Raw genomic sequence first — 26,656 nt, forward strand, 5'->3', positions numbered from 1 at the left:
GCGGCCCGTTGGTTGATGCAGAGCTTTAATCGCCCTGCTTCGACGTCTCCTCGTCGCGCGGATGCAGCCGGGAATCGAGCAGGATCGCGATCAGCAGCACGACACCCTTGACGATGTTCTGGGTCTGCACGTCCATGTCCATGATGGTCATGCCGTTCAGCAGCACGCCGATCAGCAGCGTTCCGGCGATGACGCTCATCACGTTGCCGCGGCCGCCGACGAGGCTGACGCCACCGAGCACCACAACCATGATGACGTCGAAAATGATCGTCGATTCCGCGACCTGGAGATGCATCAGCGCCGTCTGCGCGACCATCACGACACCGCCGACATACCCGATCGCGGCGCACAGCGCGTACTCGATCATGGTCAGCGGGCGGGTCGGCAGACCGGTCTGACGCGCGGCATCCGGATTGTCGCCATGGGCATAGACGAAGCGCCCGATCACGGTGCGCGACAGGAAAAGATGCACCACGACCGCGGTGGCCGCGAAGATCAGGATCGAGATCGGAACGCCGCCCCAGATGTTGCCGCCGAGCCGCAGGAATTCGTCATGCCCCTTGGAAAGATAGACGACATAGTGCTGCACCGCTGTGGTGCGCACGATCCCCAGCACCGCCAGGCTCGACGCCAGCGTCGTCAGCAGCGGCGGCATCTCGATCACCGAGATCAGAAACCCGTTCAGGATGCCGATGGCGATCGCCATCACGAAGCCGATCAGCAGCGCGACCGGCGTCGCGTAGCCCGAGTTCATCAGGATGATCGCGATCGCGGTGGAAGCGGCAAAGGAGGCGACTTGCGACAGATCCAGTCCACGCCCGATCACGACCACGGCCATGCCGAGCGCGAGAATGCCGAGTATCGAAATGTTGCGCGCCAGCGCGAACAGATTGCCCAGCGTCAGGAAGCCCTTCAGGAAGATCGAAAAAATGACGATCAGGACCGCGCACATCACCAGCACGGCCGTCGTCTGCGTCAATTTCGCCCCGCGCGCGCCCGAACTGCCGGTCACCGGGTCCTCCCAGGATTGATTTTATTGTGGGCGGAAATTGAACAGAATGTATCCAGAAGTCAACATCCGTATCCAAGATTTGGACAGCAGCTGGTTTGACCGGAGGATATATTCACACCTGAAACCCTCCATAACTGTCTATATCTACATGGATATATGTATGTTCTGGCGATCCGCGATCGAAGCGCATTTTCCGAGTTCGATCGGTCCTTTTGAAGCCGACATTGCTATATTGGATACATTCGGCTTGAGAGCCTGTCCCTAAGGCCAACTGGTCCTCATAGCGCCGTCACCCGCGGCGACGGAACGAAGCCGACGACGTTGCGGCAATCGCTCCTGGCCAAGGCCTGAAGATCGTGGCGAAAGAGAATGCCGAGACCGAGCTTTGACGCCGCCTTTCGCCCATCGAAGCCGCGCCAGATGGAAGACCGAGCGACCTGACGGCCGGTTTAAATTCAGTCTCGGCGCGCCCATATGCGTGGCAGGTTCGCAATCACTGACGGCACCAGATTGTCCGAGCAACTGTCGATGTTCGATGCGCCCGCCGCAGGACCGGCGGGTCTGCGCTACGCGCCGGATTTCATCTCCAAAGCAACCGAGGGCGAGCTCATCCGCCACATCCGGGCACTTCCGCTTGCCCCCTTCCAGTTCGGACAGTTCGAAGGCAAGCGCCGCGTGGCCTCGTTCGGTTACCGGTACGACTATGGGTCGCGCCGACTGGAATGTACCGAACCGATCCCCTCCTGGTTAAGCGACATCGTCGCCGCGATCCAATCCTTCGGCGGCGCGTCGACCGAGATCGGGCAGATCCTGTGCACCGAGTATGATCGCGGCGTCGGTATCGGCTGGCACCGCGACAAGCCGCATTTCGACAGGATTTTCGGACTGTCCCTGGGATCCGCATGCAAGTTCCGCTTCCGACGCCGGACGGAAAACGGGTGGGAGCGGTTCACGCTCGAGGCGGCGTCCCGATCACTCTATCTGATGGCCGGTGATGCACGGCAGATATGGGAGCACAGCATTCCGCCGGTCGAGGCCCCCAGATATTCGATCACTTTTCGAACCATGGTCGAAACGGCGCGGGGCGCCAAAGCGTCGCGATGACCTTGGATTGCCGGTTCCAGCGATCCGCTGCGCATCGCCGCATCAACCCTGATCGAGCGCTACTTCGATCCAATCGGAAGACGCAATCATGAGCGGAAGGTGCGACCAACGCCGCGCGAATGGTTGATGGGACGGGGGCGGACGAACTTGGGAAGTTCGTCCGCCGAGAGATCGCGCGTCCCCGGAGTCGATCGCGGGGAACGCACCGGGCTTCTCACGCCGCTTTCGCAGCAGCCTTGTCCGCCGGTGCCGTTTCCATGGCGCGCATATAGAGATCGAGCAGGGATTCGCGCTCGTCACGCTCATCCTGATCCTGCTTTCGCAGTTTGACGATCTCCTTGAGGATCTTCACGTCGAAACCCTCACCCTTGGCTTCCGAAAACACTTCCTTCTTCTGCTCGTTCAGTTCCTGCAGTTCAGCGTCCAGATTCTCGATCCGCTCGATGAAGGAACGAATTTTTCCGCCGGGAATGGTGATGTCAGACATGGTGCCTCTTTGTTGAATGAGGCGGTGAAAATGAAAGCAAAGTGATAACCAATGTCTTAAGCTTCATCGGTTCCTGTAGCGCATCTATCCCGCGGCTTGCCGCGGTATTTCAGACCGCGATCCAGCTGATCACGGCTGCGGCCGACGTCCAGAGTGTCCATCCAAGGCCAAGCAGGGACATCACCGCGGCCGCCATTGCTACGGCCAGCAGCAGACCATCTTCCTGCAGGTAAGCGATCGCGATCAGGACGACCACAATTCCGGGAATGACGTTGACCAGAGGCAGGGGCCAGCCCGCCAGCAGACCCAACAGGAACACGACCAAGCCAACAAGCCGGTCAGTCACGTCATGGCGCGCGTTCCAGCGCGGCCGGCTGATGTTCTCGATCGCGCGCAGCAGCGGACCCGCCCTGACGGTGAACCGCTTGAATCGCTTGAAGTCGAACGGCCGCTTCGACAGGAAGCGGGGAAAAGATGGAGCACTGTGCCCCAACATCATCTCGACCGCCGGAAACAGGAGGGCCAGCGTCGCAATTGTGGCCACGCCGGGGACGATCACGAGCAGCCCCAGCAACAGCAGGAGCAACCCGAACGAGCGCCTGTCCAGATGGCTGAGGAGCCATTCGAGGTCGACGGGGCCGTCAGGTGCTTGCGCGACGAGTTCTTCGAGGAGCTGGGAAGTACGGGTAGGCGCTGAGAGGGGAGCGGGCAAATGAAGCATTACCCGGTAACATGGTCGAACTCCGTATCGATTGCAACGAATGCCAGAGGCGCCTAGGAAGCATTGATGGACAACGATTCCGACCAGGCGTGGCACGGCCATGCGCCGAACAGCCCCCTGCCCGCCGATCGCCGCCGCTGGCCATGGTTTCTTCTGATCGTCGTCGTCGCCCTTGTCGGCGCCGGCGGCGTCTACGCTTGGCCCGAAGTCGCGGCATTGGTCCCCGCCATAAGCCACGAATCGTCCGGCGGAGCGATGACGACGAGCGACAAGGAGGCGTTGCCAACTCTCCTCGCGGCCCAACAGAAGCTCGAGGAAGACCTCGCCGCACTCGATCGGTCAGTAGCCGACGGGCAGGCGCAGTTGAAGGCCATTACCGACCAGTTGGCGGTCCTGACCTCGAAGGTCGAAGAGTTGCAGCATCTGCCCCCGCCGACAGCGCCGCCGCCACCTGTTACGGCCCAGGCGCCGCGTGCCCCGATCCCGCCACCCGCCCCGCAGCCGAGAAAGCCGCCGCTTCGGGCCGCCGGGCCTTCGGGTCCCGTTTCGATTGGCGGCGCACCGCTCAATGCCGCGCCCGGCAGCATGGCCCGTTGAGTTCAGAAATGCCCCAAACCGTATTCCGATATTTGGCTTGGGGTTTGATCCTGGGCCTCTTCATCGTCACCGATACAACGCTGGCATTTCGTCCCCACACGTTGATATCGCCAAACGCCGATCGCTTTGCGGCGCTCTTCGTCGTCGGTGCCGTTTTTTCGCTCGCCTATCCGAAGCATGTCCTGCCGATCCTGCTGGCACTGCTCGCCGTCATCGTCGGCTTCGAACTCATTCAAAAGCTGCTCGCCGGCAGGCATGGCTACATAAAAGACATATTCGTCAAAGGTGCCGGCTGCTGCGCAGGCGTTGTCGCCGCCAATGCCCTGAGACGCGCGCTTTCAGCGATGTCCAAGCCGACAGGTACCTCCTGACGTCCTGCGCCGCCTTTGCCCTGTTCGACGTTGGCGCAGAGGCACGTGTCGGCAACCTTCGGTCCAATCCATCATCAAACCTGCCTTGGCACGTGCAAGTCCGCTATTCAAATTGGACCGGCTCGGATCCGGGATAGGAATGAGCGACGAACTCGCAGAACGCGCGAGCCGCCGGAGAAAGCTTCGCCTTGTCCTTCCAGGCAAGCCCGACATCCATGGTGTGGACGTCGTCATCGAGCGTCTTGAGATCGATGCGATGTCCTTCGAGCGACCAGGGACGGTAGACCATGTCGGACAGGATTGTAATTCCCATGCCGGTTGCGACCATGCTGCGAACCGCTTCGACCGACAGGGTCCGGAAGATGACGTTCGGCACGTACGCCGTATGCTGCCAGTAACGCATCGCGGAGCGTTCGGCTTCATCGACGGTCAACATCAGATAGGGCTCGCTCACCAGGTCCGCCAGCTTGATGCTGTCCTTGCGAAGCAACGGATGATTGACGCAAGTCCACAAGCGACGCGGCGAGCGCAACAAGAGCCGCGAGCGAATGGAGTGCCGGTCATGCAAGTTCGCAACCAGCATGATGGCCGCATCGACGCTACCGCTGATCAAGCTCTGCTCGATCGCGTCGCGCGGAAACTCGTGGAGACGCACCGTGATGCCCGGGAATGATCGCCAGAAGCGCGACAACAAAGGCGGCAGGAAATATCCGGCGATGGTGTAGCTGACGGCGACATCGACGGTGCCGTCCACCTGCATTCCCCAGCGATGCGGCCCGCGTATCGCATCCGATACGCTGGCCTCGATGGCGCGGGCACGCTGCAAGAACTCCCGTCCGTCAAAGGTCAGCGTCACGCCGTTCGAGTGACGGTCGAACAGCTTGTGGCCGAGCTCGGCCTCGAGCGCCTTGATGGACGCGGTGACCGCAGACTGCGTCACGCTGAGCGCCGCCGCGGCAGCCGAAACGCGCCCGGTCTCGGCGGTTGCGATGAAATGCCGAACCTGACGGAACGTCAGAGACATAAAAATTTCCGATATCAGCGAACGATATTTCGAATTTTACAATCCCCCGGCGGACCGGAAAAATCAATCCATCGGTTCGCGAGTGAGAGGCATTGAGGTCATGTCCGATGGTTTGGAGTTGGTCGCTCGCGATATCAGCGTCCAATTCGAAGGCCTGAAGGCGCTGTCCAACGTGACCTTGACCGTACCGCGGGGACGTATCGCCGGACTGATTGGTCCGAACGGAGCCGGCAAGACCACCCTTATTAATGTGCTGACGGGTTTCCAGCCGGTTGGCGCCGGAACCGTGGAACTGGAGGGCGAGACGCTGAGTGGCATTGCAGCGCACAAGTTGCGCCGCAAGGGCGTGGCGCGGACCTTCCAGTCGGGCCGACTTTTCCGCGACCTGCCGGTGATGGACAACCTTGAGGTCACCGGCGTCGGCCTGGGCCAATCCCGTCCGGAGGCGATCGGTGAAGCCGAGCGCGTCATGGCCTGGCTCGGCATTTCGCATCTGTCCAATACCATCGCCGGCGCCCTGCCCTATACTGACGAGCGCCGCGTCGCGATCGGCCGCGCCATCATGTGCACACCGCGCTATCTGCTGCTCGACGAACCGGCGGCAGGAATGTCGGAGCATGAGAGCCACGAACTTGCCGCCATCATCCGGCGGATCGCCGGCGAGCTCAATGTGGGGGTGCTGCTGATCGAGCACAATATCGGCCTCGTGCTCGAGCTCTGCGAGCGCATCTACGTCCTCGATTCCGGTGAGGTCATCGAAGCCGGCCCGCCCGCTCAGATCCGTGACAGCGATGCGGTGCGGCACGCCTATATGGGTACGCAGCGCGACGAGCCGCTTCCGCCGGTCGGCGCCGAACAGGCCGTCGCGTCATGACGCTGCTTGCCGTCGACGACATCACCGTCAGCTATGGGCGCCTGACGGCTCTCCGCGGCCTGACGCTGAAGATCGACGAAGGCGAAATCCTGTTCGTGACCGGCCCGAACGGCGCCGGCAAGTCGACCTTGCTCAACGCCATCGCCGGCGTCGTGCCACCGGGTTCCGGGTCCATCATGATCGATGGCGCAAAGATCACGGGTGCCGCACCCGAAGACATCGCCCGGCGTGGATTCTCCCTGGTTCCGGAGGGACGCAATGTCTTTGGCGCGCTGACGATCGAGGAGAACCTGAAGGTCGGAACCGGCATGCGCACCGACCGCAAGAAGATCGCCGACGACCTGGATCAGGTCTACGAGGAATTCCCGATGCTGGCCGAGCGCCGCCACACGCCGGCGGGCATGCTCTCCGGCGGCCAGCAGCAGATGCTCGTCATTGGCCGCGCCTTGATGGCCGCGCCCCGCATCATGGCGATCGACGAGCCGTCGCTCGGCCTTGCGCCAAAGATCATCGACCAGGTCTACGAGATCCTGGTGCGGCTGCGGACGCAGCGCAAGCTCACCCTCCTGATCGTCGAGCAGAGCTCGACACGCGCCATGATGACGGGCGGACGGATGGTCCTGATCCGCGGCGGCCGCATCGTGCTCGAGGGCCCAGCGGCCGATATGGTCAGGGATGATCGTCTGAAGCAGTCCTATTTCGGCTTCGGAGATCATTGAGATGCGCGAGTTGCTCCAGATCATCTTCGATGCCCTCAGCCTCGGCAGCCTCTACGCCCTTGGCGCGCTCGGTATCGCCCTGATCTTCGGCGTGATGCGGCTCGTCAACTTCGCGCACGGCGATTTCATCGCGTTTTGCGTCTTCGCCATGCTGTGGCCGTCGATCGATGCGGCGGCGATCGTCTTTGCCGGGCAGCTACCGTTCTATCTGCTGATCCCGCTGCTGCTCTTGATCGGCGCCGCGCTGTCGATCCTGTCGGAGATCGTCGTCTTCCGCCGCTTCCGCAATGCCAATCCGGCGACGATGATGATCGCATCCTTCGCACTCGGCTTCGTGATCCGGCATCTCCTGCTGATGCTGTTTTCCAGCCGGCCGAAGTCGATCACGCTGTGGCCGAGCCTCGGCCTGCCGGTCGAATTCCTCGGCGCTCACATCCCGATGCTCCAGGTCGTGACCATCATCATCACGCTGGCCGTGCTGGTGGTCCTCGTCCTGTTCCTCAAGCGCACGCGCTACGGGCTCGAGATGCGCGCGGCCGCCGACAATTTCACCATGGCGCGCATGCTCGGGGTCCGCGCCAACGGCGTGATCCTGCTAGCCTTCGCCATCAGCGGCATGCTGGCGGCGGCGATCGGCCTGATCCTGGCGACCAATTCCGGCACCGCCGACATCGGCATGGGCGCCAACGTGATGCTGATCGCGTTCATCGCGACCGTGATCGGCGGCCTCGGCAGCATTCCCGGCGCCGTTGCCGCTGGCTTCCTGATCGGTGCGGCCAGCGTCGTGTTCCAGGCGACCCTGCCACACGACGCCAGGGTATTCCGCGACGCCTTCGTCTACGGCGCCGTCATCGTCGTCCTTCTGGTGCGGCCGCAGGGCCTGTTCGCACCGAAATCCGCCAAGCAGAGGGTCTGATCGATGTCGCAGCGGCCGTCCGTCATCCGGCAAACGATCATCACGCCGATCGTGCTGATCGTGGCGCTGCTCATCATGGCCGCCCTCTCCTATCAATTCGGCAGCCGGGCCTTCAACCGCACCGTGGTCGAGATGTTCATCAACATCATGGTGGTGGTCGGGCTCTACGTCTTCGTCGGCAATTCGGGGCTGCTGTCGTTCGGCCATATCAGCTTCATGTGCCTCGGCGCCTACATGACCGCCTGGCTCACGATTCCGCCGGTGATGAAGTCGATCACGCTCAAGGGCCTGCCGGCGTGGCTGCTCCACGCGCAACTGCCGATGTGGGTGGCGACGCCGATATCCGGACTGTTTGCGGCACTGTTCGCGCTGATCGTCGGGCGCGTCATCATGCGCCTGTCGGGCATTGCCGCCTCGATCGCGACCTTCGGCCTGCTCGGCGTCATCAACAATGTCTATTCGAACTGGGATTCGGTGACGGGCGGACAGGGTTCGATCGTCGGCATTCCGCCCACCATGACCGTCTGGACCGGATGGATCGGCGGCGCCGTGGCCATCGCGATCGCCTATCTCTACTCGATCTCGCGCTCCGGACTGGCACTTCGCGCCACGCGAGACGAAGCTGTCGCGGCCAGCGCCTCCGGCATCGACATCGTCCGCGAACGGTTGATCGCCTTCGTCGTCAGCGCGTTCATCATCGGGCTCGCCGGCGCGCTGTACGCGCATTTCCTGAGCATCGTCAATCCCGGCGCATTCTATCTGCGGACGACGTTCATCACGCTGTCGATGCTGGTGGTTGGCGGCATGTACAGCCTCAGCGGAGCCGTCTCGGGCGTGGTCGCGATCTCCGTGTTGATCGAGCTGTTCCGCAATCTCGAGAAGGGCATCAGCCTCGGCGGTCACACCGTCGGCCTGCCGAACGGTGTCCAGGAGATCGCGATCGGCATCATCACCATCGCGATCCTGATGTACTTGCCGACGGGACTGACCCGCAACCAGGAATTCTCCTGGCGTCGATGGCCGTTGCAGCGCCGCCTGACGCCACCGGTCCAGACCGCGCTGAAGGAACTGCACTGACGCTTGTTTGTACAATTGGAGGAGTGGGGATATGCGCTTTACGACATTACTCAGCATCTTGGCCGGAGCATCCGCGCTCTGGTTCACGCCGGCCCGGGCAGCCAACGAGATCGTTGTTGGGTTTGCGACCGCGGCATCCGGATTCATGCAAGCCTACGACAAGCCGGCGCAGGACGCGGCGCTGATCCGGATCGAGGAGATCAACAAGGCCGGCGGCCTGCTCGGCAAGAAGATCAAGCCCGTCTTTGCCGACACCAAGACCGATCAGGCCGAGGGTGCCAAGGCCGGCCTTGCGGTGCTCGACCAGGGTGCCGACCTCGTCATCGTCTCCTGCGACTATGATTTCGGCGCGCCCGCGGCGCTGCAGGCGCAGGCCGCCGGCAAGGTTTCCTTCTTCCTCTGTGCCGAATCGATCAAGGCCGGCATCCCCGGCGTCGGCCCGTTCTCGTTCTCGGCCTCGGTGCTGGCACCGGTGCAGGGAGCGACCATGTCCGAATGGGCTTACACCAAGAAGAACGCACGCAGCTTCTATCGGCTGCTCGACAGCTGGACCGTCTACAACAAGGGCATCTGCGACGGCTTCGACTGGATGCTGCCGCGCCTGAAGGAGGCCAAGCTGGTCGGCAGCGACACCTTCAAGAACGACGATGCCTCGATCGCCTCGCAGATCACGCGCATCAAGAGCCTGCCGAAGGAGCCTGACGCCATCATGCTCTGCACAATGATGCCGGGCGCTGTCTCCGCCATCAAGCAGATCCGTGCCGCCGGTATCAAGTCGATGATCCTCAACGGGTCGGGTGTCGACGGCAGCTACTGGATGAACGCCGTTCCTGATCTCTCGAACTTCTACGTCCCGGTGCAGGGCTCGGTCTATGGCGACGATCCGAACCCGAAGGTCAACGAGTTCAACAAGAAGTACAAGGAGGTCACCGGCGGTGACCCCTCCAGCCAGTACGTCTATCCGGGTTACGTCCTGATCGACGTCTGGGCCAAGGCGGTCGAACGCGCCAAATCGACCGATGCGGCAGCCGTCGTGGCCGAGCTCGAGAAGATGAACAACGAGTCCACGCTGTTCGGGCCGCGCACCTTCACCAAGGACATCCACCACCAGAACCAGGGTCGTTACCTGATCGTCGACACCGAGGCCGGCAAGCCGCAGGTGATCGACCAGTGGACGATCTCGGAAAAGATTCCGCTCGACTATCTGGTGTCCAAGTAACCCGGCAATGCGCCGCCCTGGGTGCGCCAGTGATACCCCGGGGCGGCCTTCGCCGGTCATGTGCAAAGCCAGTTGGAAGGAAATCAGGAGATGGTCGTGATCAACTGCGACATGGGCGAGGCCTACGGCCTCTACAAGATGGGCGACGACAAGGCATTGATGCCTCATATCGACGTCGCGAACGTCGCCTGCGGCTTTCATGCCTCCGACTTCAATCACATGCGCAAGACCGTGCAGCTCGCCAAGCAATTTGGCGTCAAGGTCGGGGCGCACCCGTCGCTGCCCGATCTGCAGGGATTTGGTCGCCGGGAGATGAAGATCGACCGCGAAGAGCTGGCCAATTGCCTGCTCTATCAGATCGGCGCACTCAAGGCCTTCCTGGATGCCGAAGGCATGGCGCTCAATCACATCAAGCCGCACGGCGCACTCTACGGCATGGCATCGCGCAACGAGGAGATCGCCGAAGCCGTGGCTGATGCCGCCGACGTCTACAAGGTGCCGTTGCTCGGCATGAAGGGAACGTTGCACCAGAAGGTCTACGAGCGGCGCGGTCATGCCTTCGTCGCCGAATACTATGCCGACCTCGACTACAATGCCGACGGCAGCCTGATCATCACCCGCGAGCACGAGGCGAAGGATCCGGCCGACGCCGCCACCCGATGCGCAAGGGCGGTCAATGAAGGCAAGACGCGCACGGTGGCCGGAAACGACATCGTGGTCGGCTCCGATTCGATCTGCATCCACTCCGACACGCCGAACGCCGTCGCCATCGCCGAGGCCGTCCGCGAGGCGGTGCGCCCCTATCTCACCGCGCGCTGAACCGTCGCGGCAACGAACCAAAGACTCTCAAGAGGAAACAATGGCAACGCAGCAGATCTTCTCGCCGCTCCCAGGCATCTTTTATCGCAAGCCCGCACCCGACAAGCCGGTCTACAAGAACGACGGCGACGCCGTCGCCGAGAGCGACACGATCGGGCTTATCGAGGTGATGAAATCGTTCAACGAGGTGAAAGCCGGCATCGCTGGCAAGATCGTCCGCTTCCTGGCCGAGAATGAAGATGCCGTGATGGCCGGCCAGCCGATCGCCGAAATCGACGTTTAGGGCTCTTCGACCAGCCATGGCGATCAAGAAGCTCCTCATAGCCAATCGCGGCGAGATCGCGGTGCGCATCATCCGCGCAGCGCGCGATCTCGGCATTGCAACCGTGCAGGTCTACAGCAAGGCCGACCAGGCCTCGCTTGCGGTCAGGCTCGCCGACGAAGCGGTCGATATCGGTCCGCCGCAGGCGTCGAAATCCTATCTCAACCAGGCCGCGATCTTCGCCGCGGCGCGGAGCACCGGCGCCGACGCCATCCATCCCGGCTACGGCTTCCTCGCCGAGAACGCCGAGTTCGCCGCCGCAGTCGAAGCGGCGGGATTGATCTTTGTCGGTCCGACCGCGCAATCGATCCGGCTGATGGGCGACAAGGTCGCGGCACGCGAGGCCGCCGCCGCGGCCGGGGTGCCGACCGTCCCCGGCAGCCAGGGGCGGCTGGAGTCGGCGGACGCGGCCTTCGCGCTGGTCGAGAAAACCGGCTTCCCCGTGATGATCAAGGCCGCTGCCGGAGGCGGCGGACGCGGCATCCGCATTGCGCGGTCGCCCGAGGAGTTTCAGCATCTGATGCCGCAGGCACAGGCCGAGGCGCTCGCGGCCTTTGGCGACGGCGGGCTTTACGTCGAAAAGCTGATCGAAGGCGCGCGGCATATCGAGGTGCAGGTGCTCGGCGACGGACACGACGTGATCCATTGCTTCGAACGCGAATGCTCATTGCAGCGCCGCCGCCAGAAGGTCTGGGAAGAAGCCCCCTCGCCCTCGCTCACCCAGGCCGTGCGGGAGAGGCTCTGCACCTCGGCTGTGGCACTCGCCCGAGCGGTCAATTATCGCGGCGCCGGCACGCTCGAATATCTCTACGACGACGCCACCGGTGAATTCTACTTCCTGGAGATGAACACCCGCATCCAGGTCGAGCATCCGGTCACGGAAATGATCACGGGCATCGACCTCGTCCGCGAGATGATCCAGATCGCCGGCGGCGAGCGCTTGCGCATCAGCCAGAACGAGATGCGCGTCAGCGGCCATTCGATCGAAGTCCGTATCAACGCCGAGGATCCCGCCAGAAACTTCCTGCCGAACCCGGGCACGGTGAGCGCACTCAGCCTGCCCGTCGGCGACGGCGTTCGCTTCGACAGCATGCTCTATCAGGGCTACACGGTGCCTCCCTTCTACGACAGCCTGCTCGGCAAGCTGATCGTGCACGACAAGGATCGGCCGAGCGCCATGAAGAAACTCGAGCGCGCGCTTGCCGAGCTCACCGTCGAAGGCATTTTCACGACCAAACCCCTGCACCAGGCGCTGGCGCGCGACGCCGACGTCCAGGCTGGACGCTTCCATACGGCATGGCTCGAACCCTGGCTTGAGTCCCACGCCGCCACGCTTGCCACCGCTCAGCCGCCATCAGCTGCGAAGGTCGCCTCATGATGGCGAGAGAATCCGCCCCGTCAGCAACAGGAGGCCGCTAGCATGCAAACTCGATTTTCCTTCGGCGGCGATGAGCACATTTTCGCCGAGGTCGGCGAAGCGATGTCGCTCGAGGCCTTTTTCAAGAGCCTGTTCATCACCAATGCGGTGCGCGATGCCAGGATCAAGGGTGTCACCGAGATCTGTCCGGCGAACGCGTCCTATCAGGTCAAGTTCGATCCGGAGCGGATCAAGCCCGACGATCTCCTCGCCGAGCTGAAGCGGCTGGATTCCGCATCCGAGAAATCGGAACCGGTGATCAAGACGCGGATCATCGAGATTCCCGTGCTCTACAACGACCCCTGGACCCGTGAGACCTTGATGCGCTTCCGCGAGCGTCACCAGGATCCTGACGGCACCGACCTCGAATACGCCGCGCGGATCAACGGCCTCGACAGCGTCGATGCCTTCATCAAGGCGCATTCCAGCGCGCCCTGGTTCGTCTCGATGGTCGGCTTCGTCGCCGGCCTCCCCTTCCTTTACCAGATGGTCGAGCGCAAGCGGCAGCTTCAGGCCCCGAAATATCTGCGCCCGCGCACGGATACGCCAAAGCTCACCGTCGGACATGGCGGCTGTTTCAGCTGCATCTATTCGGTGCGCGGCGCCGGCGGTTACCAGATGTTCGGCATCACGCCGATGCCGATCTATGATCCCAATCAGACCATCAGCTATTTGCGCGACTTCATGTGCCTGTTCAAGCCGGGCGACATCGTGAAATGGAAACCGATCGACCGGGCAGCCTATGACGCCGCGGTCGCCGACGTCGACGCCGGCCGGTTTGCGCCTGTGATCCGCGACGTCTCATTCTCGCTGACCGAGTTCAACCGCGACATTGATGGCTACAACAGCAAGCTCGATGGAGTTCTCCATGGCCGTTAGGGTTTTGAAGCCGGGTCTTGCGACCACCGTCCAGGACCTCGGACGTCCCGGCTATTATCACATCGGCATCCCGCTCTCCGGCGGCATGGACCGTCACGCGCTGGTCGCCGCAAATCTGCTCGTCGGCAATGATGCGGGCGCAGCCGTGCTTGAAGCGGTGTTCATGGGGCCCGAGCTCGAATTCACCGAGGACGCCACGGTCGCCGTCACCGGCGCGGAGCTGCCGCCGAAACTCGACGGCGAGCCGCGCGAGACCTGGACCAGCTTCAAGGTAAAGCGTGGCCAGATCCTCTCCTTCGACTTCCTCAAGCGAGGCGCACGCGGCTACATCGCGGTCGCCGGTGGCATCGATGTGCCCGTGGTGCTCGGCTCGCGATCGACCTACGCACTCGGCGCGCTCGGCGGCTTCAAGGGCCGCAAGCTCGAGGCCGGCGACGAATTCCCGGTCGGCCGTGCCAGCGTGACGGTCAAGGACGGCCGCACCGTCGCCAACGATTTGCGCGGGCAACCGGCGGGAATGCCGACGGAGCTGCGCGCCATGCCCGGCCTCTATTGGCACCGCATCACCGAGGCCGCCGGCAGCGGGTTCTTCTCCGACACCTGGAAGGTCGCGCCGGAAGCGGACCGCATCGGCTACCGCTTCAAGGGTGGCAAGGCGCTCGAATTCGTTCCGCGCGAACCGCCGTTCGGCGCCGGCTCCGATCCGTCCAACATCACCGATGCCTGCTATCCCTACGGCTCGATCCAGGTTCCCGGCGGCACCGAACCGATCGTGCTGCATCGCGACGCCGTATCCGGCGGCGGCTACTTCATGGTCGGCACCGTGATCGCCGCGGACATGGATCTGATCGGTCAGCTTCAGCCCAACACGCCGGTGAAGTTCGTCAAGGTCGACATGGATCAGGCGCTTGCGGCACGCAAGAGCCGGACCGAGCTGCTGGGCAAGCTTCGCAGCGCCATGGCGTAATCGCGAGGGGGCCCACCGCATCTGCCAACGGACCTCGGCCGCGGGCGCCGGAGCGATCGCGCATGGTCAAGTCTAAACCTGTGGCTGTCGATTGCGCGCTCGCACATCTGAGGTCTGTGCCACGGTGTGCTGTCCGCCGGACGGCACGAGAGTTGCAGCGGACACATTCGGGCTGAGAAACACTGCTCATGAGTTGTGCAAACATCGGAACAACCGCGATGTCCGTTTCTCTGAAACAGATCCGCTACTTCGTCGCCGCCGCCGAGACCGGGCGCATCAGCCAGGCGGCCATCGATCTCAACGTCTCGCAATCAGCGGTCACCGCGGCGATCCAGCAGCTCGAGGCCACCGTCTGCGCCCGCTTGCTGGAGCGCACGCCGAACGGCGTAACCGTCACCATGGAGGGCAGCCGCTTCCTCTCCCAGGGCCGTCATATCCTCGCCGCCGTCGCCGAGGCGGTGCGCGACACGCAGATGTCCGCCGGCCCCCTGTTCGGGACGATCCGCGTCGGCGTCACCTACACCGTGTCGGGCTACTTCCTGCCGCGTCATCAGATGCGCTTCAAGGCGAGTTTCCCCGGGATCACGATCGAGCTGTTCGAGGCGCCGCGCGACGTGCTCGAGCGCGCACTCGTCGATGGTGCCCTCGACCTCGCGGTGATGCTGGTCTCGAACCTGCGCGACAACGCCATGCTCACCAGCGAGACCTTGCTGCGATCGCCGCGCCGGCTGTGGCTTGCGCCCGAGCATCCCCTGACCCGTGCCGAGCGGGTCCACCTCGCTGACATCGCGACCTATCCCTATGTCATGCTCACGGTCGACGAGGCCAAGCACACCTCGATGCGCTATTGGAACAACGCCTCACTCGAACCGAAGACGGTGTTCCGCACCTCCTCGGTCGAAGCCGTCCGCTCCATGGTCGCCGGCGGCATGGGGATCGCCATTCTGTCCGACCTGATCTACCGGCCCTGGTCGCTGGAAGGACAGCGGATCGAGACCCGCGTCATCGAGGACGAGGTGCCCAGCATGGACATCGGTCTTGCCTGGCGTCGCGACACCAAGCCATCGGAGGCTGCGATGGCTTTCCGCGATTTCATGCGCTTTGCGGTTGCCGGCGTCGGGCCGGCCCGGCCCCCCGTCAGCATCGATCACCGGCACCAGGCCGAGGAGGCCATCGAAATCTAGAATATCAGTTTCCGTTTTATTCGACTTGACGCCGTCCGGCTGTCCTCGCCAAACTTTGCCCGGGGACACGACGACCGGAGGCACAGCCGGCGGCGGGAGTGAGACATGCAAGTCACCTACACGACCAACGACATCCCGTTGCAGACCCGCCGCCAGTACTGGCAGGAGGTCGTCTCGAAGACCTATTACTCGCTCGACCTGCGTTTCCCGAGCACGCGCGACTTCAATGCGCGCCTTGGCGCCTGGTCGATGGGCCCTGTCTCGGTGTCCCGCAACATCGCCAACGGCCTGCTGTACAAGCGGCATGAGCGGCATCTCCTGAGCGAGCGGGAGGAATCCTTCCTGATCACGGTGCCCGAACTCGCCGAAATCCGTTTCGAGCAGGACGGCAAGGTGGTGCATTGCCGCCCGGGCGCGTTCCTGATCGAGCGCAGCCACCTACCCTACGAGTTCAGCCATCAGGATCCGACGGCGCTGTGGTGTCTGAAGATCCCGAGCGCGGTGCTGCGCGCCCGCATTTCCCGGCCCGAGCGCCTCGCGACGCTGCAATTCGACGCCAGCCGCAGCGTCGGCGCGCTGTTCGTCGACACGCTGCGCCTGTCCGGTGAACGGATCGAGGAAATGGACGAGACGGCGCGCACGATGATGGGCAAGCACCTGATCGAGCTGCTTGCGATGGCCATTGAATCCGACGACCGTGTGTTGACCGGTCACTCGTCCTCCGTGCGCAACGGCCATTTGCTGCGTTGCGAGCAATTCATCCGGGCCCGTCTCGACGATATGCGGCTCACGCCGCAGATGATTGCCGACGGCTGCGGCATCTCGCTGCGCTATTTGCACCAGATCTTCGAGGGCGAAGGTCTGACCGTCTGCGCCTACATCCGCAACCAGCGCCTTTCAATGTGCGACGCCCTGCTGCGCGATGCGAACTGCCGCAAGAGCATTTCGGAAATCGCCTATCAATGGGGCTTTGCCGACCAGGCGCAGTTCAGCCGCAATTATCGCGGCCGGTTCGGATGCACCCCGAGCGAGGCCCGCGCCATTTCGCGCACAGCCAACTCCTGAAGACTGGCCTGCTGATCGATTCTTAGGCACACCGCCGCCGGTCTGGGCATGCATGGGCACCGGCACGGTTCGCTCTCTCGCACAAATCTTCCTGCGCTCAGCGTCAAGAACGAAGGCCGCCGCTCTGCCTAAGATCGGCGAAACGCTCGTTCGAAAGGAAGAGGCATGGCGCAGAACCTTCGTGTGGCCGTCGATGTCGGTGGCACCTTCACCGACATCTGCATCATGGACGAGACGACCGGTCTCGTGCGCATCGAGAAGACCTCCTCCACGCGCGATCCGATCGAAGGGATCATGGGCGGCGTATCCAAGGCCGGCATCGACCTGTCCAAGGTGGCGCTGTTCTCGCACGGCACCACGATTGCCACCAACGCGCTGATCACCCGCCGCCTGCCGCGCACCGCGGTGGTCACGACCAAGGGGTTCCGCGACGTCATCGAGATCCGGCGCGCCAACAAGGAAGACCTCTGGGACACCTACAAGGACGTGGTCCGGCCCTATGTGCCACGGCGCGACCGCCTCACCGTGCCCGAACGCGTCGATGCTGCCGGCACAGTGATCGAGCCGCTCGACGTCGAAGCCGCGCACAGCGTCGCCCGCATCCTCAAGCGTCGCGGCGTCGCCGCAGTCGCGGTGTGCTTCATGAACGCTTATCTCAACAGCGCCAATGAGCGCGCCATGCGCGATATTCTGCTGGCCGAGATGCCCGATATTCCGGTCTCGATCTCCTCGCAGGTGCTTCCCGAGATCTTCGAGCACGAGCGGTTCTCGACTACGGTCGCCAATGCCGTGGTGAGCCCGGTCGTCGTCAACTACACCAGCCGGCTCGGCGAACGCCTCTCGGACGAGGGCTACACCCGCGATCTTCTGCTGCTGCACACCGGCGGCGGCGTGATGACGCCGGCGAGCGTGAAGGATTTTGCGGCACGCCTTGCCGGCTCCGGCATCGCCGCCGGGGCCATCGCCAGCCGCCATATCGCCGGTCTTTGCGGTTTCCCCAATTCGATCGGCCTCGACATGGGCGGCACGTCGACCGACGTGTCGCTCGCCTATGAGGGCCAGTCGCGGATCACCAAGGACTGGCACATCGAGTTCGGCTATCCGATCCGCTTCGCATCGATCGAGGTGCTCACCATCGGTGCCGGCGGCGGCTCGCTGGCCTGGACCGATCCGGCCGGCTCGCTGCGCAACGGCCCGCAATCGGCCGGCGCCTATCCGGGACCGGCCTGCTACGGCAACGGCAATACGCAGCCGACCAACACCGATGCCAATGTGACGCTCGGCCGGCTTGGCACCGATCTCGCCGGTGGCAAGGTCAAGCTCGATCCCGAGCTGGCACGGCAAGCGGTCGAGGGCGGCGTCGCCAAGCCGTTCGGCCTCGGCCTGCATGAAGCCGCGGATGCAATCGTCAAGGTCGCCAACGCCAACATGTCGGATGCGGTGCGGCTGATCTCGATCAGTCGCGGCTACGATCCACGCGATTTTGCGCTGGTGGCGTTCGGCGGCGCCGGTGCCCTGCATGGGGTCGACGTCGCACGCGAGCTGGCGATTCCCGTCGTGATCGTACCGCCCAATCCCGGCGTGACCTCAGCGCTCGGTTGCCTGCTCGTCGACATGCAGCACGATTTTTCGCAAAGCTGCATGGTCGACGCCGCCGAGGCCGACGCCACCGAGATCGAGGCACAGTTCGCCGAGCTCGAGAAGGCTGCGCTCGCACGGTTGACCCATGAGGGCGTCGCGCAGCAGGACATCGTGCTGCAGCGCTCGATCGACATGATGTATCGCGGCCAGTGGCGTTCGCTTGCCGTCAACGCGCCGCGGCCGATCGGCGCGATCGCCGATCTGGTGCAGAGCTTCCATGCCGAGCATCAGCGCGAATACAATTTCCGCCGCGACAGCGCGCCGGTCAGCTTCTTCCGTCTCAATCTGAAGGCAGTGGGCGTGGTCCCCAAGGCCGAGTTTGCCGTCCACGAGCCGATCGGCGCTAGCCCCGAGCCGGTCAGCCGCCGCAGGGTCTGGTTCGAGGGCAGCGGGCTCGATACACCCGTCTATCGGCGCGACAACCTGCCCTGCGGCTTCTCCTTTCAAGGCCCCGCGATCATCGAGCAGGTCGATGCCACCACGGTCGTTCCGCCCGGCGCCGCCGCCGAGGTCGACAGATATCTCAACATCATCATCCGCGTGAAGGAGTGAACCATGGCCGGAGCTCTCCCGCTCGACCCCGTGACCTTCGAGGTTTTGAAGAACTCCTTCATCACCAGCGTCGACCAGATGGGCGAGCAGGTCCTGAGGACGTGCTACTCCTTCGTCATCTACAATCGCGATTTCTCGAGCGCGCTGCATGACGCCAACGGCGAATGCGCGGCGCAGGGCAACCAGGATATCGCCGTCCACGTCGGCACGCTGCATTTCACGTGCAAGGATGTCATGCGCCATTTCGAAGGCGACATACATGAGGGCGACGTTTTCGCCATCAACGATCCCTATGCCGGCGGCACGCACTTCTCCGATGTCCGCCTGATCCGTCCGATCTTCGCCGACGGCAGGATCATTGCCTTCAGCCAGTCCAACGGACACTGGTCGGACGTCGGCGGCAGCGTGCCGGGATCGTTCGACGTCGCCGCCCGGGAGATGTTCCGCGAGGGCCTACGCATCACGCCGGTCCGCCTGTTCGACAAAAATGGCCTGCGCAAGGACGTCGCGCATCTGATCGCCTCGAACACGCGCGACCCGGCCTCGATCATCGGCGACATCCAGGCACAGGCCGAAGCCACCGCCGTCTGCGAACGCGAGATCCTGCGCCTGGTCGGCAAATATGGCCGTGATACGGTCGAGACCGGGCTTGCCGCCGTCCAGGACTATGTGGAGCGTTCGGCGCGCCAGCGCATCGCGGCGCTCCCCGACGGCGAATGGGAAACCGTCGACTTCATCGACCGCGATCCGGCCGGCGGCGAAGGCATGATCCCGATCCGCATCAAGATGACGATCAAGGGCGATCGCGCAATCTACGACTTCACCGGCAGCCATCCAACCATCGGCTCGATCTACAATTCGGCGTTCGGTGCAACCTTCTCTGCCGTCGCCGCCGGCATGAAGACTTTCTTCCCCGACCTGCCACTCAATTCCGGTTTCTACCGCTGCTTCGAGATCATCGCCCCCGAAGGATCGATCGTCGACGCCAAATGGCCGATCGCGGTCACCGGCTTTCTGATGCCGTTCGAGAAGATCATGAACTCGATCTACGAAATGTGGTCGAAGCTGATGCCGGAGCGCGCGCTTGCTTGCGCGTTCAATCTCGAATATCTGCTCACCGGCGGGCTCGATGCCCGCAGCTCCGACAAGCCGATCTTCATGTTCTATGACTGGCTGCCCGGCGGCTGGGGCGGGCGCAACGGCAAGGATGGCAGCAATGTCACAACCGCCTGCTTCGGCACCGGCTTGATGTCGCAGCCGGTCGAAGGCCAGGAGCGCGCCAACCCGATCCTGACCACCGAATGCGAGATCCTCAAGGACTCGCCCGGCCCCGGCAAGTGGCGCGGCGGCGCCGGCGTGGTGAAGACGTCGCGGATGCTGCAGGCCGAGAAAACCGTGATCTCCTATATCTGCGACCGCGAGCGCGCGATCGTGTGGGGCATCGAGGGCGGCCTGCCGTCGATGCCGCACGGCCTGACCCTGAAGCGCGCCGGCAGCACGGCCGCGGAGCGGCTCGGCTCGATCTTCTCGGACGTCCCGATCGGCGAAGGCGACACTTTCTCGCGTCCGACCGCCGGCGGCGGCGGATTTGGCGATCCGCTGGAGCGCGATCCGAACCTCGTCGTCGAGGATATCAAGGACGACTATGTCTCGGTCGAGCGTGCCGCCAAGGACTATGGCGTCGTGGTGCACACCATCGACGCCGAGCTCTGTAACTACGAGGTCGACAAGGTCGCGACCGAGGCGCTCCGTGCGAAGATCCGCTCCGAGCGTGTCGCCAATGTCCGGCTCGATCCGGAGTTGGTGGCGCAACGCTATCGCAGCGGGGCAATCGACGCGCTCGACGCGATCCGCAAGCACGCGGTGATCCTCGATTGGGGCACCGGTGCCTTGCTTCCCGAGTCCACGCGCCAGTTCCGCGAGGTGTTTGAGCGGCGCTCGGTCGCAACGTGGAAAGCAGGCTGAATGCCATCGCCGGCCGCGACGTCGGCAGACCGCACAGAGCGTTCACGAAAAACTGGATCCGACACCGCCCCTCCACTTTCATTCGAGCCATGAGGATTGTGCTATGACGAGTACGACGTGCCTTTCCCCCAATCGAGTTTGGCCAATCCGCCCCGCACTCGGCCTTGCCGCAGGCCTCGCCCTTGCCGCTGCGGTCGCGCCGGCTGCGGCCGAGACGCCGTGGTTTCCGATGAAGGTCTACGACGCGTCGTCCGGCACACCGAAGCCGGCCGAGTACACGCCGCTGCCGAAGGCCGAGAAGCCCTACAGGCTCTGCGTGCTGTTTCCGCACATGAAGGACAGTTTCTGGGTCGCCGTCGCCTATGGCATCGTCAAACAGGCCGAGGCGATGAACGTCAACATGAACCTCTACGAGGCCGGAGGTTACGAGAACCTGCCGAAACAGCTGTCGCAATTCGATGACTGCATGGCGAGCGGGCCGGACGCCATCATCGTCGGCGCCATCTCCGGCGCAGGCCTCAGCAAGAAGTTCGAGGAAGCCAAGGCCAAGGGCGTGCCGGTCGTCGGCGTCACCAACCCGCTTCCGCCGAACGCGCTGCCCGCGGCCAACTACGTCGACTTCGTCGCCATGGGCGAAGTCACCGGCGCCGGCCTGCTGGCGCAATCCAAGCCCGGCGACAAGCTCAACATCGTGACGTTCCCCGGTCCGGCCGGCTCTGGCTGGGCGGAGTCGTTCAACGAAGGCTTCAAGAAGGCCGTTGCCAAGAACCCGAATGCCAAGATTCTGGCTGAGAAATTCGGCGACTCCGGCGTCGCCGTGCAGCTTCAGCTCATTCAGGACGCCTTGCAGGCCTATCCCGGCATGAACGTGATCTGGGGTACCGCCCCCACCGCTGAAGCCGCCATCGGCGCCGTTGCCGAGGCCGGCCGAAGCGACCTGAAGATCGTATCGTCTTACGAAAACCAGGCCATGCTTGACGCGCTCAACCGCGGCGACATCCTCGCCTTCGCAACCCAGTATCCGGTCGGAGAAGGCGCCGTCGCGATCGATCAGGCGGTGCGTCTCATCGAGAAGAAGCCGGTCATGAGCCTTGTCCAGCCGATCGCCGCTGTCATCGACAAGACCACCGTACCGAAATTGCAGATGGACCTCGTGCTGGCTCCGGCGAGTTGGACACCGGTCTATTCGGTCAAGGCCAAGTAAGCCGCTCGCGAATGATGCCGGGTGGGAGCACCTGCTCCCACCCGTCTTGCTCACGGCCCAACGGAGACGCGGATGGATGTCGAGATTGACCCGAAGCCTGCCGAGCCTCTGCTTCGATTGCGGGGGATATCAAAGCGCTTCACCGGCGTTCGCGCGCTCGACCGGGTCGACCTCGACGTTCGTGCCGGCGAGCTTCATGTCCTGTTCGGCGAGAACGGTGCCGGCAAATCGACCCTGATCAATGTCGTCTCGGGAACGTTTCCGCCGGACGAGGGCACGTTCCATTTTGGCGACGAGGAGATCCATCATCTCACGCCGCAGCGGGCCCGCACGATCGGCATCAGCCCGGTCTTTCAGGAGTTCTCGCTGATCCCGAGCCTCACGGTGGAAGAGAACCTGTTCCTCGGCCGCGAGGTCACCCATGGCGGCGTGCTGCGCTCGCGCGAGATGCGCAAGCGCGCCAGAGCGCTGATCGACGAGCTCGGCTTCGATCTCGATCCGGCGCAGCGGATCGACGACCTTTCCCGCGCGCACCAGCAGATGGCCGAAATCGCCAAGGCCCTGCTCGGCCGCGTCCGTCTTTTGATCCTTGACGAGCCGACCGCCTCGTTGACCGAGCGCGAGACCGGACGGCTGTTCGAGCTGATCGCGCGTCTGAAGAGCCAGAATGTCGGGCTGATCTATGTCTCGCATCGCATGCGCGAAATCCGCGCCCTTGCCGACCGTGTGACGGTGCTGCGCGACGGCCGCCACATCCAGACCCTCGACGCCGCCGGCTCGACCGACGGCGAGCTGGTGGAGCTGATGACCGGCCGCAGGATCGACCTGCTGTTCCCGGCCATCGCCCACCGACCTGACAAGGTGATGGTCGACATCGAAAACCTGACGCTCGCGGACGGCAGCGTTCAGGAGGTGAATTTCCATGCCCGCGCCGGCGAGATCACCGGCATCGCCGGTCTCGTCGGCTGCGGCAAATCGGAGCTGATCCGCGCGGTCTACGGCATCGAGCCCGCGGCATCAGGCGTGATCCGGATCGACGGTCTGCCTTACGAATTCCCGACCCCGAGGCAAAGCCTCAAGCGCGGCATCGCCTATTTTCCTGCCAATCGGGTTGCCGAAGGGCTCGCGCTGTCCCGTCCGATCCGCGAGAACGCATCCATGACGGTGCTCGACCTGCCCGCGTTCGCGCGCTTCGGCGTGCTGCGGCAAGCCGCCGAACGCGCCACGATCGCGGACATCATGGAGCGGTTGCAACTGAGGCCGCCGAACATCGAACGGAGCGCCGGCGCGCTGTCCGGCGGCAACCGTCAAAAAGTGATGCTGGCACGCGCGCTCACGCGTGAGCTGACCGTGTTCCTGTTCGACGAGCCGAGCGTCGGGATCGACGTCGGCGCCAAGCTCGAGGTCTACCAGTTCATGAAGCGCCTGGTCGAGGCCGACGCCGCCGTGATCGTGGTGTCGTCGGAATTGCCGGAGGTTCTGGCGCTGTCGAACCGGCTCTACGTCATGCATCACGGCCGCGTCGCCGCCGAGCTGAGGGGCGCCGAGAAGACCGAGCAGAACGTGCTGTCGAGCTTCTTCCGCGACCATCTCGCCGCGGAGGTCGCGTGAACACCGCGCTGGTCACCGCAAACCCGCAAGGCGCGATCGGCCTGCGATCGATCGCAGGCCGTGTCGGGTTCCTGCCGGCCCTGCTGGTCTTGCTCGTCGCCGGCATGTCGGCGATCGATCCGCAGTTCTACGGCATCATCAACATCCTCAACATCCTGCGCAACGCGTCGCTGCTCGCGATCGTCGCCTGCGGTCAGGCGCTGGTCATCATCGCGGGTGGCTTCGATCTCTCAGTCGGCGCCGTCGTGGCGCTCGCGAGCGTCGTCACCGCCAAGACCATGGCCGCCGCAGCCACCGCGTTTCCCGGCAACAACGCCCTCATCATTGCCAGCGGGATGGCGGCCGGACTCGGCTCCGGGGCCGTAGTCGGGCTCGTCAACGGCTTCTGCGTGGCGAAGCTCAAGGTATCCGGCTTTGTGGTGACCCTGGGCACGATGTCGGCGACTGCGGGCGTCGGCCTGATGATCACTAACGGAATCCCGGTTTACGGCATGCCCGATATCTTCGTGAAGGGCTTTGGGCGCGCCCAGGCGCTCGGCCTGCCGACCGCCGTCCACGTCGCGCTGGTCATCATCATCGTGATGGTGTTTGCGCAGCGGCGCACGCTGTTCGGCCGTTACATCTACGCGATCGGCGGCAATGTCGATGCGGCCATCGTTTCGGGCGTATCGATCCAGCGCCACGTCGTCGGCACCTACGTTGTCTCGAGCATGCTCGCGGCATTGACGGGCATCCTGCTGACCGCGCAGGTCGGCTCCGGCCAGGCCAGCTTCGGCGGCGACCGGATGATGCTGCAATCGATCGCAGCCGCCGTGATCGGCGGCGTGAGCTTGCGCGGCGGCGTCGGGCGCATCGAAATCGTCGCCATCAGCGCCCTGTTCCTGACCATCCTGGGCAATGCGCTCAACCTCCTGCACGTCGACTCCCGGCTGCAGCCGGTCTTTCTCGGCGTCATCATGGTCGCGGCCGTGGCGCTGGACGAACTCAGCCGACGGAGCAAGGCTCGTGTCTGACCTCGAATTGTCCGTCGCCGCCAAGAACGCGGATCGCCCGAAATTGGCGCCGGGTCGCTGGCTCTGGAGCGCAGTGCTGCCGGTCGCATTGGTGGCCCTGTTGCTCGGCTTCGCCACGGTCGACCGCGGCGTGTTGTCGCCGGCCAACCTGCTCAACATCGCGCAACAGAGCAGCTATCTGGCCCTGTTCGCGATGGCCCAGACCGTGGTGATCCTGACGCGCGGCTTCGACCTCGCACTCGGCCCGACCGTATCGATGGTGAGCGTCGGCACCGCGCTGGCGATGGCCGGCGCGACGGCGTCGGGCCATGGTACAGGCGCCGTGCTGCTCGCCGGGCTCGCTGCCGGCTTCGTGCTCGGCACCGCGTGCGGGCTCTTCAACGGCGTGGTTATTGCGCTGCTCGGGGTCAACCCCTTCGTCGCAACGCTCGGCAGCTACAATATCGCGATCGGGATTGCGACCACACTGTCGTCCGGACGGCCCGTGCAAGGCGTGCCGGCGCCGTTCTCGCAGATCTTCTACGGCGGCAGCGTCTTCGGAATTCCGGCGGCCATCGCGATCACGGTCGGGGTCGGCGCCGTGCTCCATTGGACCCTGACGCGGACCGTGTTCGGCCGTTCGCTTTACCTCATCGGCACCAACCCGCGCGCAGCGGCGGTCGCCGGCCTGCCGGTCAAGCGCACCCTGATCGCGACCTATGTGCTGTGCTCCGGGCTTGCGGCGCTCGGCGCGATCATGATGACGGCGCGGACCGGATCGGGCGAGCCGAACCTCGGCGGAGCGCTTTCACTGCAGGCGATTGCCGGCGCCGTGGTCGGCGGAACAAGCCTGGCAGGCGGGCGCGGTGGGGTCGGCACCGCGGTGCTCGGCGCCCTGTTCATCACCATTCTGTCCAACGGCATGAACCTCACCCGGATCGACGGGTACGTCCAGATGGTCGTGCTCGGCGCGATCGTCATCGTCGGCGTTCTGCTCGATCGCCTGCGACTGGAGCGACGCCAATGACGACGGGTTCTCCCATGCAGAGCGTCGCGGGCGAGACTGCACCTGCCTCGATCTACGTTGCGCCCTCGCTCGCTTCCGCACTCGACGCACTGAGCGAATTCGGCACAGCCGGCGCTGCCTTTGCCGGTGGCACATGGATCATGCGGTCACCGATCCGCCACGAGCGGTTGAAGCCGCACTATGTCGCGATCGGCAAGATCGCCGAGCTGACCGCGGTTCGTATCGACAGCGATGCAATCGAGATCGGCGCGGCGGTTACGCATGCGGCACTCGCGGCGGCCCTGGCCCATCATGCGGAATTCGCGGTCCTGGTCGACGCCGCCGGCCGCTCCGCCAATCCCGCGATCCGCGCGATGGCGACGATCGGCGGCAACCTTGCGACGTCGGAATTCGCCGCCGCGGATTGCGTGCCGGCGCTGCTCTGCCTCGATGCCCAAGTTGAAATGTCGGCCCGCGACGGCCGCGAGCGCATCGGCCTGGCGCATTTCCTGAAGATCCGATCGTCCCTTCCCCCCGGTCATCTGGTGACGCGGATCATCTTGCCGCGGTCGGCGCGCAGAAGCGCCCATGCCCGCCTGCCGCTGCGTAAATCGGGTGACTACCCGGTCGCCATCGTCAGCCTGTCGGTCAGCATCGATGCAGCGGGCCGTGTCCAGGCGGCGCGCGTCGCGGTCGGTTCAGTCGAGCCGGTGGCGCGCCGCTGGGAGCGGCTCGAGGCAGCGCTGATCGGACGCCTGCTCGATGCGGCGGAGGCAGCGCAGAGTGCGGCCGCGTTGGCGGACGACTTCGTCGGCCGCGACAGCGTCGATGCCCCTGCCTGGTATCGGGTCAGCGTGCTACCCGGTCTCGTCCGCCGCGCTGCGATCGCAGCGCTTGGCTCCTGAACTGGA

26 protein-coding genes are annotated in these 26,656 nt (G+C 64.2%); 22 read left to right on the forward strand and 4 right to left on the reverse strand.

The genetic code is table 11. The features are described 5' to 3' along the window. Positions 1-25 precede the first annotated feature (25 nt). Positions 26-1,012 (reverse strand): ABC transporter permease, encoded by a 987-nt coding sequence (locus J2R78_RS00205; RefSeq protein ID WP_057017121.1) that lies wholly within the window; start codon positions 1,010-1,012, stop codon positions 26-28. A 528-nt stretch (positions 1,013-1,540) separates the two neighbouring features. Between J2R78_RS00205 and J2R78_RS00210 the strand changes: the two genes are divergently transcribed. Beyond that, positions 1,541-2,116, forward strand: a complete 576-nt coding sequence (locus J2R78_RS00210; protein WP_253610048.1) for an alpha-ketoglutarate-dependent dioxygenase AlkB — start codon at positions 1,541-1,543, stop codon at positions 2,114-2,116. Between the two features lie 214 nt (positions 2,117-2,330). Here J2R78_RS00210 and J2R78_RS00215 read toward each other — a convergent pair whose 3' ends face one another. Together J2R78_RS00215 and J2R78_RS00220 are read right to left on the reverse strand one after the other, a co-directional pair. Then, positions 2,331-2,603: a DUF2312 domain-containing protein gene (locus tag J2R78_RS00215; RefSeq protein WP_016842183.1), complete on the reverse strand. Its 273-nt coding sequence runs from the start codon at positions 2,601-2,603 to the stop codon at positions 2,331-2,333. A 109-nt stretch (positions 2,604-2,712) separates the two neighbouring features. Next, positions 2,713-3,324, reverse strand: coding sequence for an exopolysaccharide biosynthesis protein (locus tag J2R78_RS00220; protein WP_225646071.1), 612 nt, complete (start codon positions 3,322-3,324; stop codon positions 2,713-2,715). A gap of 66 nt (positions 3,325-3,390) precedes the next feature. Here J2R78_RS00220 and J2R78_RS00225 point away from each other — a divergent pair, with 66 nt between their 5' ends. Both J2R78_RS00225 and J2R78_RS00230 read left to right on the forward strand, forming a co-directional pair. Then, positions 3,391-3,921 (forward strand): hypothetical protein, encoded by a 531-nt coding sequence (locus J2R78_RS00225; protein ID WP_253609282.1) that lies wholly within the window; start codon positions 3,391-3,393, stop codon positions 3,919-3,921. 8 nt (positions 3,922-3,929) lie between these two features. Beyond that, complete coding sequence (locus J2R78_RS00230) at positions 3,930-4,292, forward strand: hypothetical protein (RefSeq protein ID WP_253609283.1); 363 nt, start codon at positions 3,930-3,932, stop codon at positions 4,290-4,292. 103 nt (positions 4,293-4,395) lie between these two features. On the opposite strand, the gene J2R78_RS00235 is transcribed toward J2R78_RS00230, so the two are convergent. Next, positions 4,396-5,316 (reverse strand): LysR substrate-binding domain-containing protein, encoded by a 921-nt coding sequence (locus J2R78_RS00235; RefSeq protein ID WP_092084505.1) that lies wholly within the window; start codon positions 5,314-5,316, stop codon positions 4,396-4,398. Positions 5,317-5,416: 100 nt separating this feature from the next. Between J2R78_RS00235 and J2R78_RS00240 the strand changes: the two genes are divergently transcribed. From J2R78_RS00240 to J2R78_RS00330, 19 genes are all read left to right on the forward strand, one after another. Beyond that, positions 5,417-6,190, forward strand: coding sequence for an ABC transporter ATP-binding protein (locus J2R78_RS00240; RefSeq protein ID WP_253609284.1), 774 nt, complete (start codon positions 5,417-5,419; stop codon positions 6,188-6,190). Next, positions 6,187-6,909, forward strand: a complete 723-nt coding sequence (locus J2R78_RS00245; RefSeq protein ID WP_057017116.1) for an ABC transporter ATP-binding protein — start codon at positions 6,187-6,189, stop codon at positions 6,907-6,909. The genes J2R78_RS00240 and J2R78_RS00245 overlap by 4 nt, the downstream gene beginning before the upstream one ends. Position 6,910: 1 nt before the next feature. Further along, positions 6,911-7,825 carry a branched-chain amino acid ABC transporter permease gene (locus J2R78_RS00250; protein ID WP_057017115.1) on the forward strand — a complete coding sequence of 305 codons (915 nt, stop codon included), beginning with the start codon at positions 6,911-6,913 and terminating at the stop codon, positions 7,823-7,825. 3 nt (positions 7,826-7,828) lie between these two features. Continuing rightward, positions 7,829-8,902, forward strand: a complete 1,074-nt coding sequence (locus J2R78_RS00255; protein WP_253609285.1) for a branched-chain amino acid ABC transporter permease — start codon at positions 7,829-7,831, stop codon at positions 8,900-8,902. A gap of 31 nt (positions 8,903-8,933) precedes the next feature. Beyond that, complete coding sequence (locus tag J2R78_RS00260) at positions 8,934-10,121, forward strand: ABC transporter substrate-binding protein (RefSeq protein WP_028345052.1); 1,188 nt, start codon at positions 8,934-8,936, stop codon at positions 10,119-10,121. 90 nt (positions 10,122-10,211) lie between these two features. Continuing rightward, positions 10,212-10,940, forward strand: a complete 729-nt coding sequence (pxpA, locus tag J2R78_RS00265; protein WP_028345053.1) for a 5-oxoprolinase subunit PxpA — start codon at positions 10,212-10,214, stop codon at positions 10,938-10,940. Between the two features lie 40 nt (positions 10,941-10,980). Next, entirely contained in the window at positions 10,981-11,223 is a 243-nt protein-coding gene (locus tag J2R78_RS00270) for an acetyl-CoA carboxylase (RefSeq protein WP_018270951.1), read from the forward strand. A 16-nt stretch (positions 11,224-11,239) separates the two neighbouring features. After that, positions 11,240-12,640 (forward strand): acetyl-CoA carboxylase biotin carboxylase subunit, encoded by a 1,401-nt coding sequence (locus J2R78_RS00275; RefSeq protein WP_253609286.1) that lies wholly within the window; start codon positions 11,240-11,242, stop codon positions 12,638-12,640. 42 nt (positions 12,641-12,682) lie between these two features. Next, positions 12,683-13,558, forward strand: coding sequence for an allophanate hydrolase subunit 1 (locus J2R78_RS00280; protein ID WP_225646064.1), 876 nt, complete (start codon positions 12,683-12,685; stop codon positions 13,556-13,558). After that, the gene (locus J2R78_RS00285; RefSeq protein ID WP_253609287.1) at positions 13,548-14,525 is read left to right on the forward strand and encodes a biotin-dependent carboxyltransferase family protein; all 978 of its coding nucleotides are present in this window, start codon (positions 13,548-13,550) and stop codon (positions 14,523-14,525) included. Before J2R78_RS00280 ends, J2R78_RS00285 begins: the two co-directional genes overlap by 11 nt. Before the next feature lie 218 nt (positions 14,526-14,743). Next, on the forward strand, positions 14,744-15,709 hold the full coding sequence (locus J2R78_RS00290; RefSeq protein ID WP_253609288.1) for a LysR family transcriptional regulator: 966 nt from the start codon (positions 14,744-14,746) through the stop codon (positions 15,707-15,709). 105 nt (positions 15,710-15,814) lie between these two features. After that, positions 15,815-16,774 carry a helix-turn-helix domain-containing protein gene (locus J2R78_RS00295; protein ID WP_057017110.1) on the forward strand — a complete coding sequence of 320 codons (960 nt, stop codon included), beginning with the start codon at positions 15,815-15,817 and terminating at the stop codon, positions 16,772-16,774. Positions 16,775-16,939: 165 nt separating this feature from the next. Next, complete coding sequence (locus J2R78_RS00300; protein WP_253609289.1) at positions 16,940-18,967, forward strand: hydantoinase/oxoprolinase family protein; 2,028 nt, start codon at positions 16,940-16,942, stop codon at positions 18,965-18,967. A gap of 3 nt (positions 18,968-18,970) precedes the next feature. Beyond that, the gene (locus J2R78_RS00305; RefSeq protein WP_253609290.1) at positions 18,971-20,932 is read left to right on the forward strand and encodes a hydantoinase B/oxoprolinase family protein; all 1,962 of its coding nucleotides are present in this window, start codon (positions 18,971-18,973) and stop codon (positions 20,930-20,932) included. A 103-nt stretch (positions 20,933-21,035) separates the two neighbouring features. Next, the gene (gene torT, locus J2R78_RS00310; RefSeq protein ID WP_057017107.1) at positions 21,036-22,136 is read left to right on the forward strand and encodes a TMAO reductase system periplasmic protein TorT; all 1,101 of its coding nucleotides are present in this window, start codon (positions 21,036-21,038) and stop codon (positions 22,134-22,136) included. Between the two features lie 72 nt (positions 22,137-22,208). Beyond that, positions 22,209-23,747, forward strand: a complete 1,539-nt coding sequence (locus tag J2R78_RS00315; protein WP_253609291.1) for a sugar ABC transporter ATP-binding protein — start codon at positions 22,209-22,211, stop codon at positions 23,745-23,747. After that, complete coding sequence (locus tag J2R78_RS00320) at positions 23,744-24,760, forward strand: ABC transporter permease (protein ID WP_253609292.1); 1,017 nt, start codon at positions 23,744-23,746, stop codon at positions 24,758-24,760. Before J2R78_RS00315 ends, J2R78_RS00320 begins: the two co-directional genes overlap by 4 nt. After that, entirely contained in the window at positions 24,753-25,766 is a 1,014-nt protein-coding gene (locus J2R78_RS00325; RefSeq protein ID WP_253587235.1) for an ABC transporter permease, read from the forward strand. The genes J2R78_RS00320 and J2R78_RS00325 overlap by 8 nt, the downstream gene beginning before the upstream one ends. Next, positions 25,763-26,650, forward strand: a complete 888-nt coding sequence (locus J2R78_RS00330; protein ID WP_253609293.1) for a xanthine dehydrogenase family protein subunit M — start codon at positions 25,763-25,765, stop codon at positions 26,648-26,650. Before J2R78_RS00325 ends, J2R78_RS00330 begins: the two co-directional genes overlap by 4 nt. Positions 26,651-26,656: the final 6 nt, after the last annotated feature.

The organism is Bradyrhizobium sp. USDA 4538, from assembly GCF_024171045.1.
Taxonomy (GTDB): Bacteria; Pseudomonadota; Alphaproteobacteria; order Rhizobiales; family Xanthobacteraceae; genus Bradyrhizobium; species Bradyrhizobium australafricanum.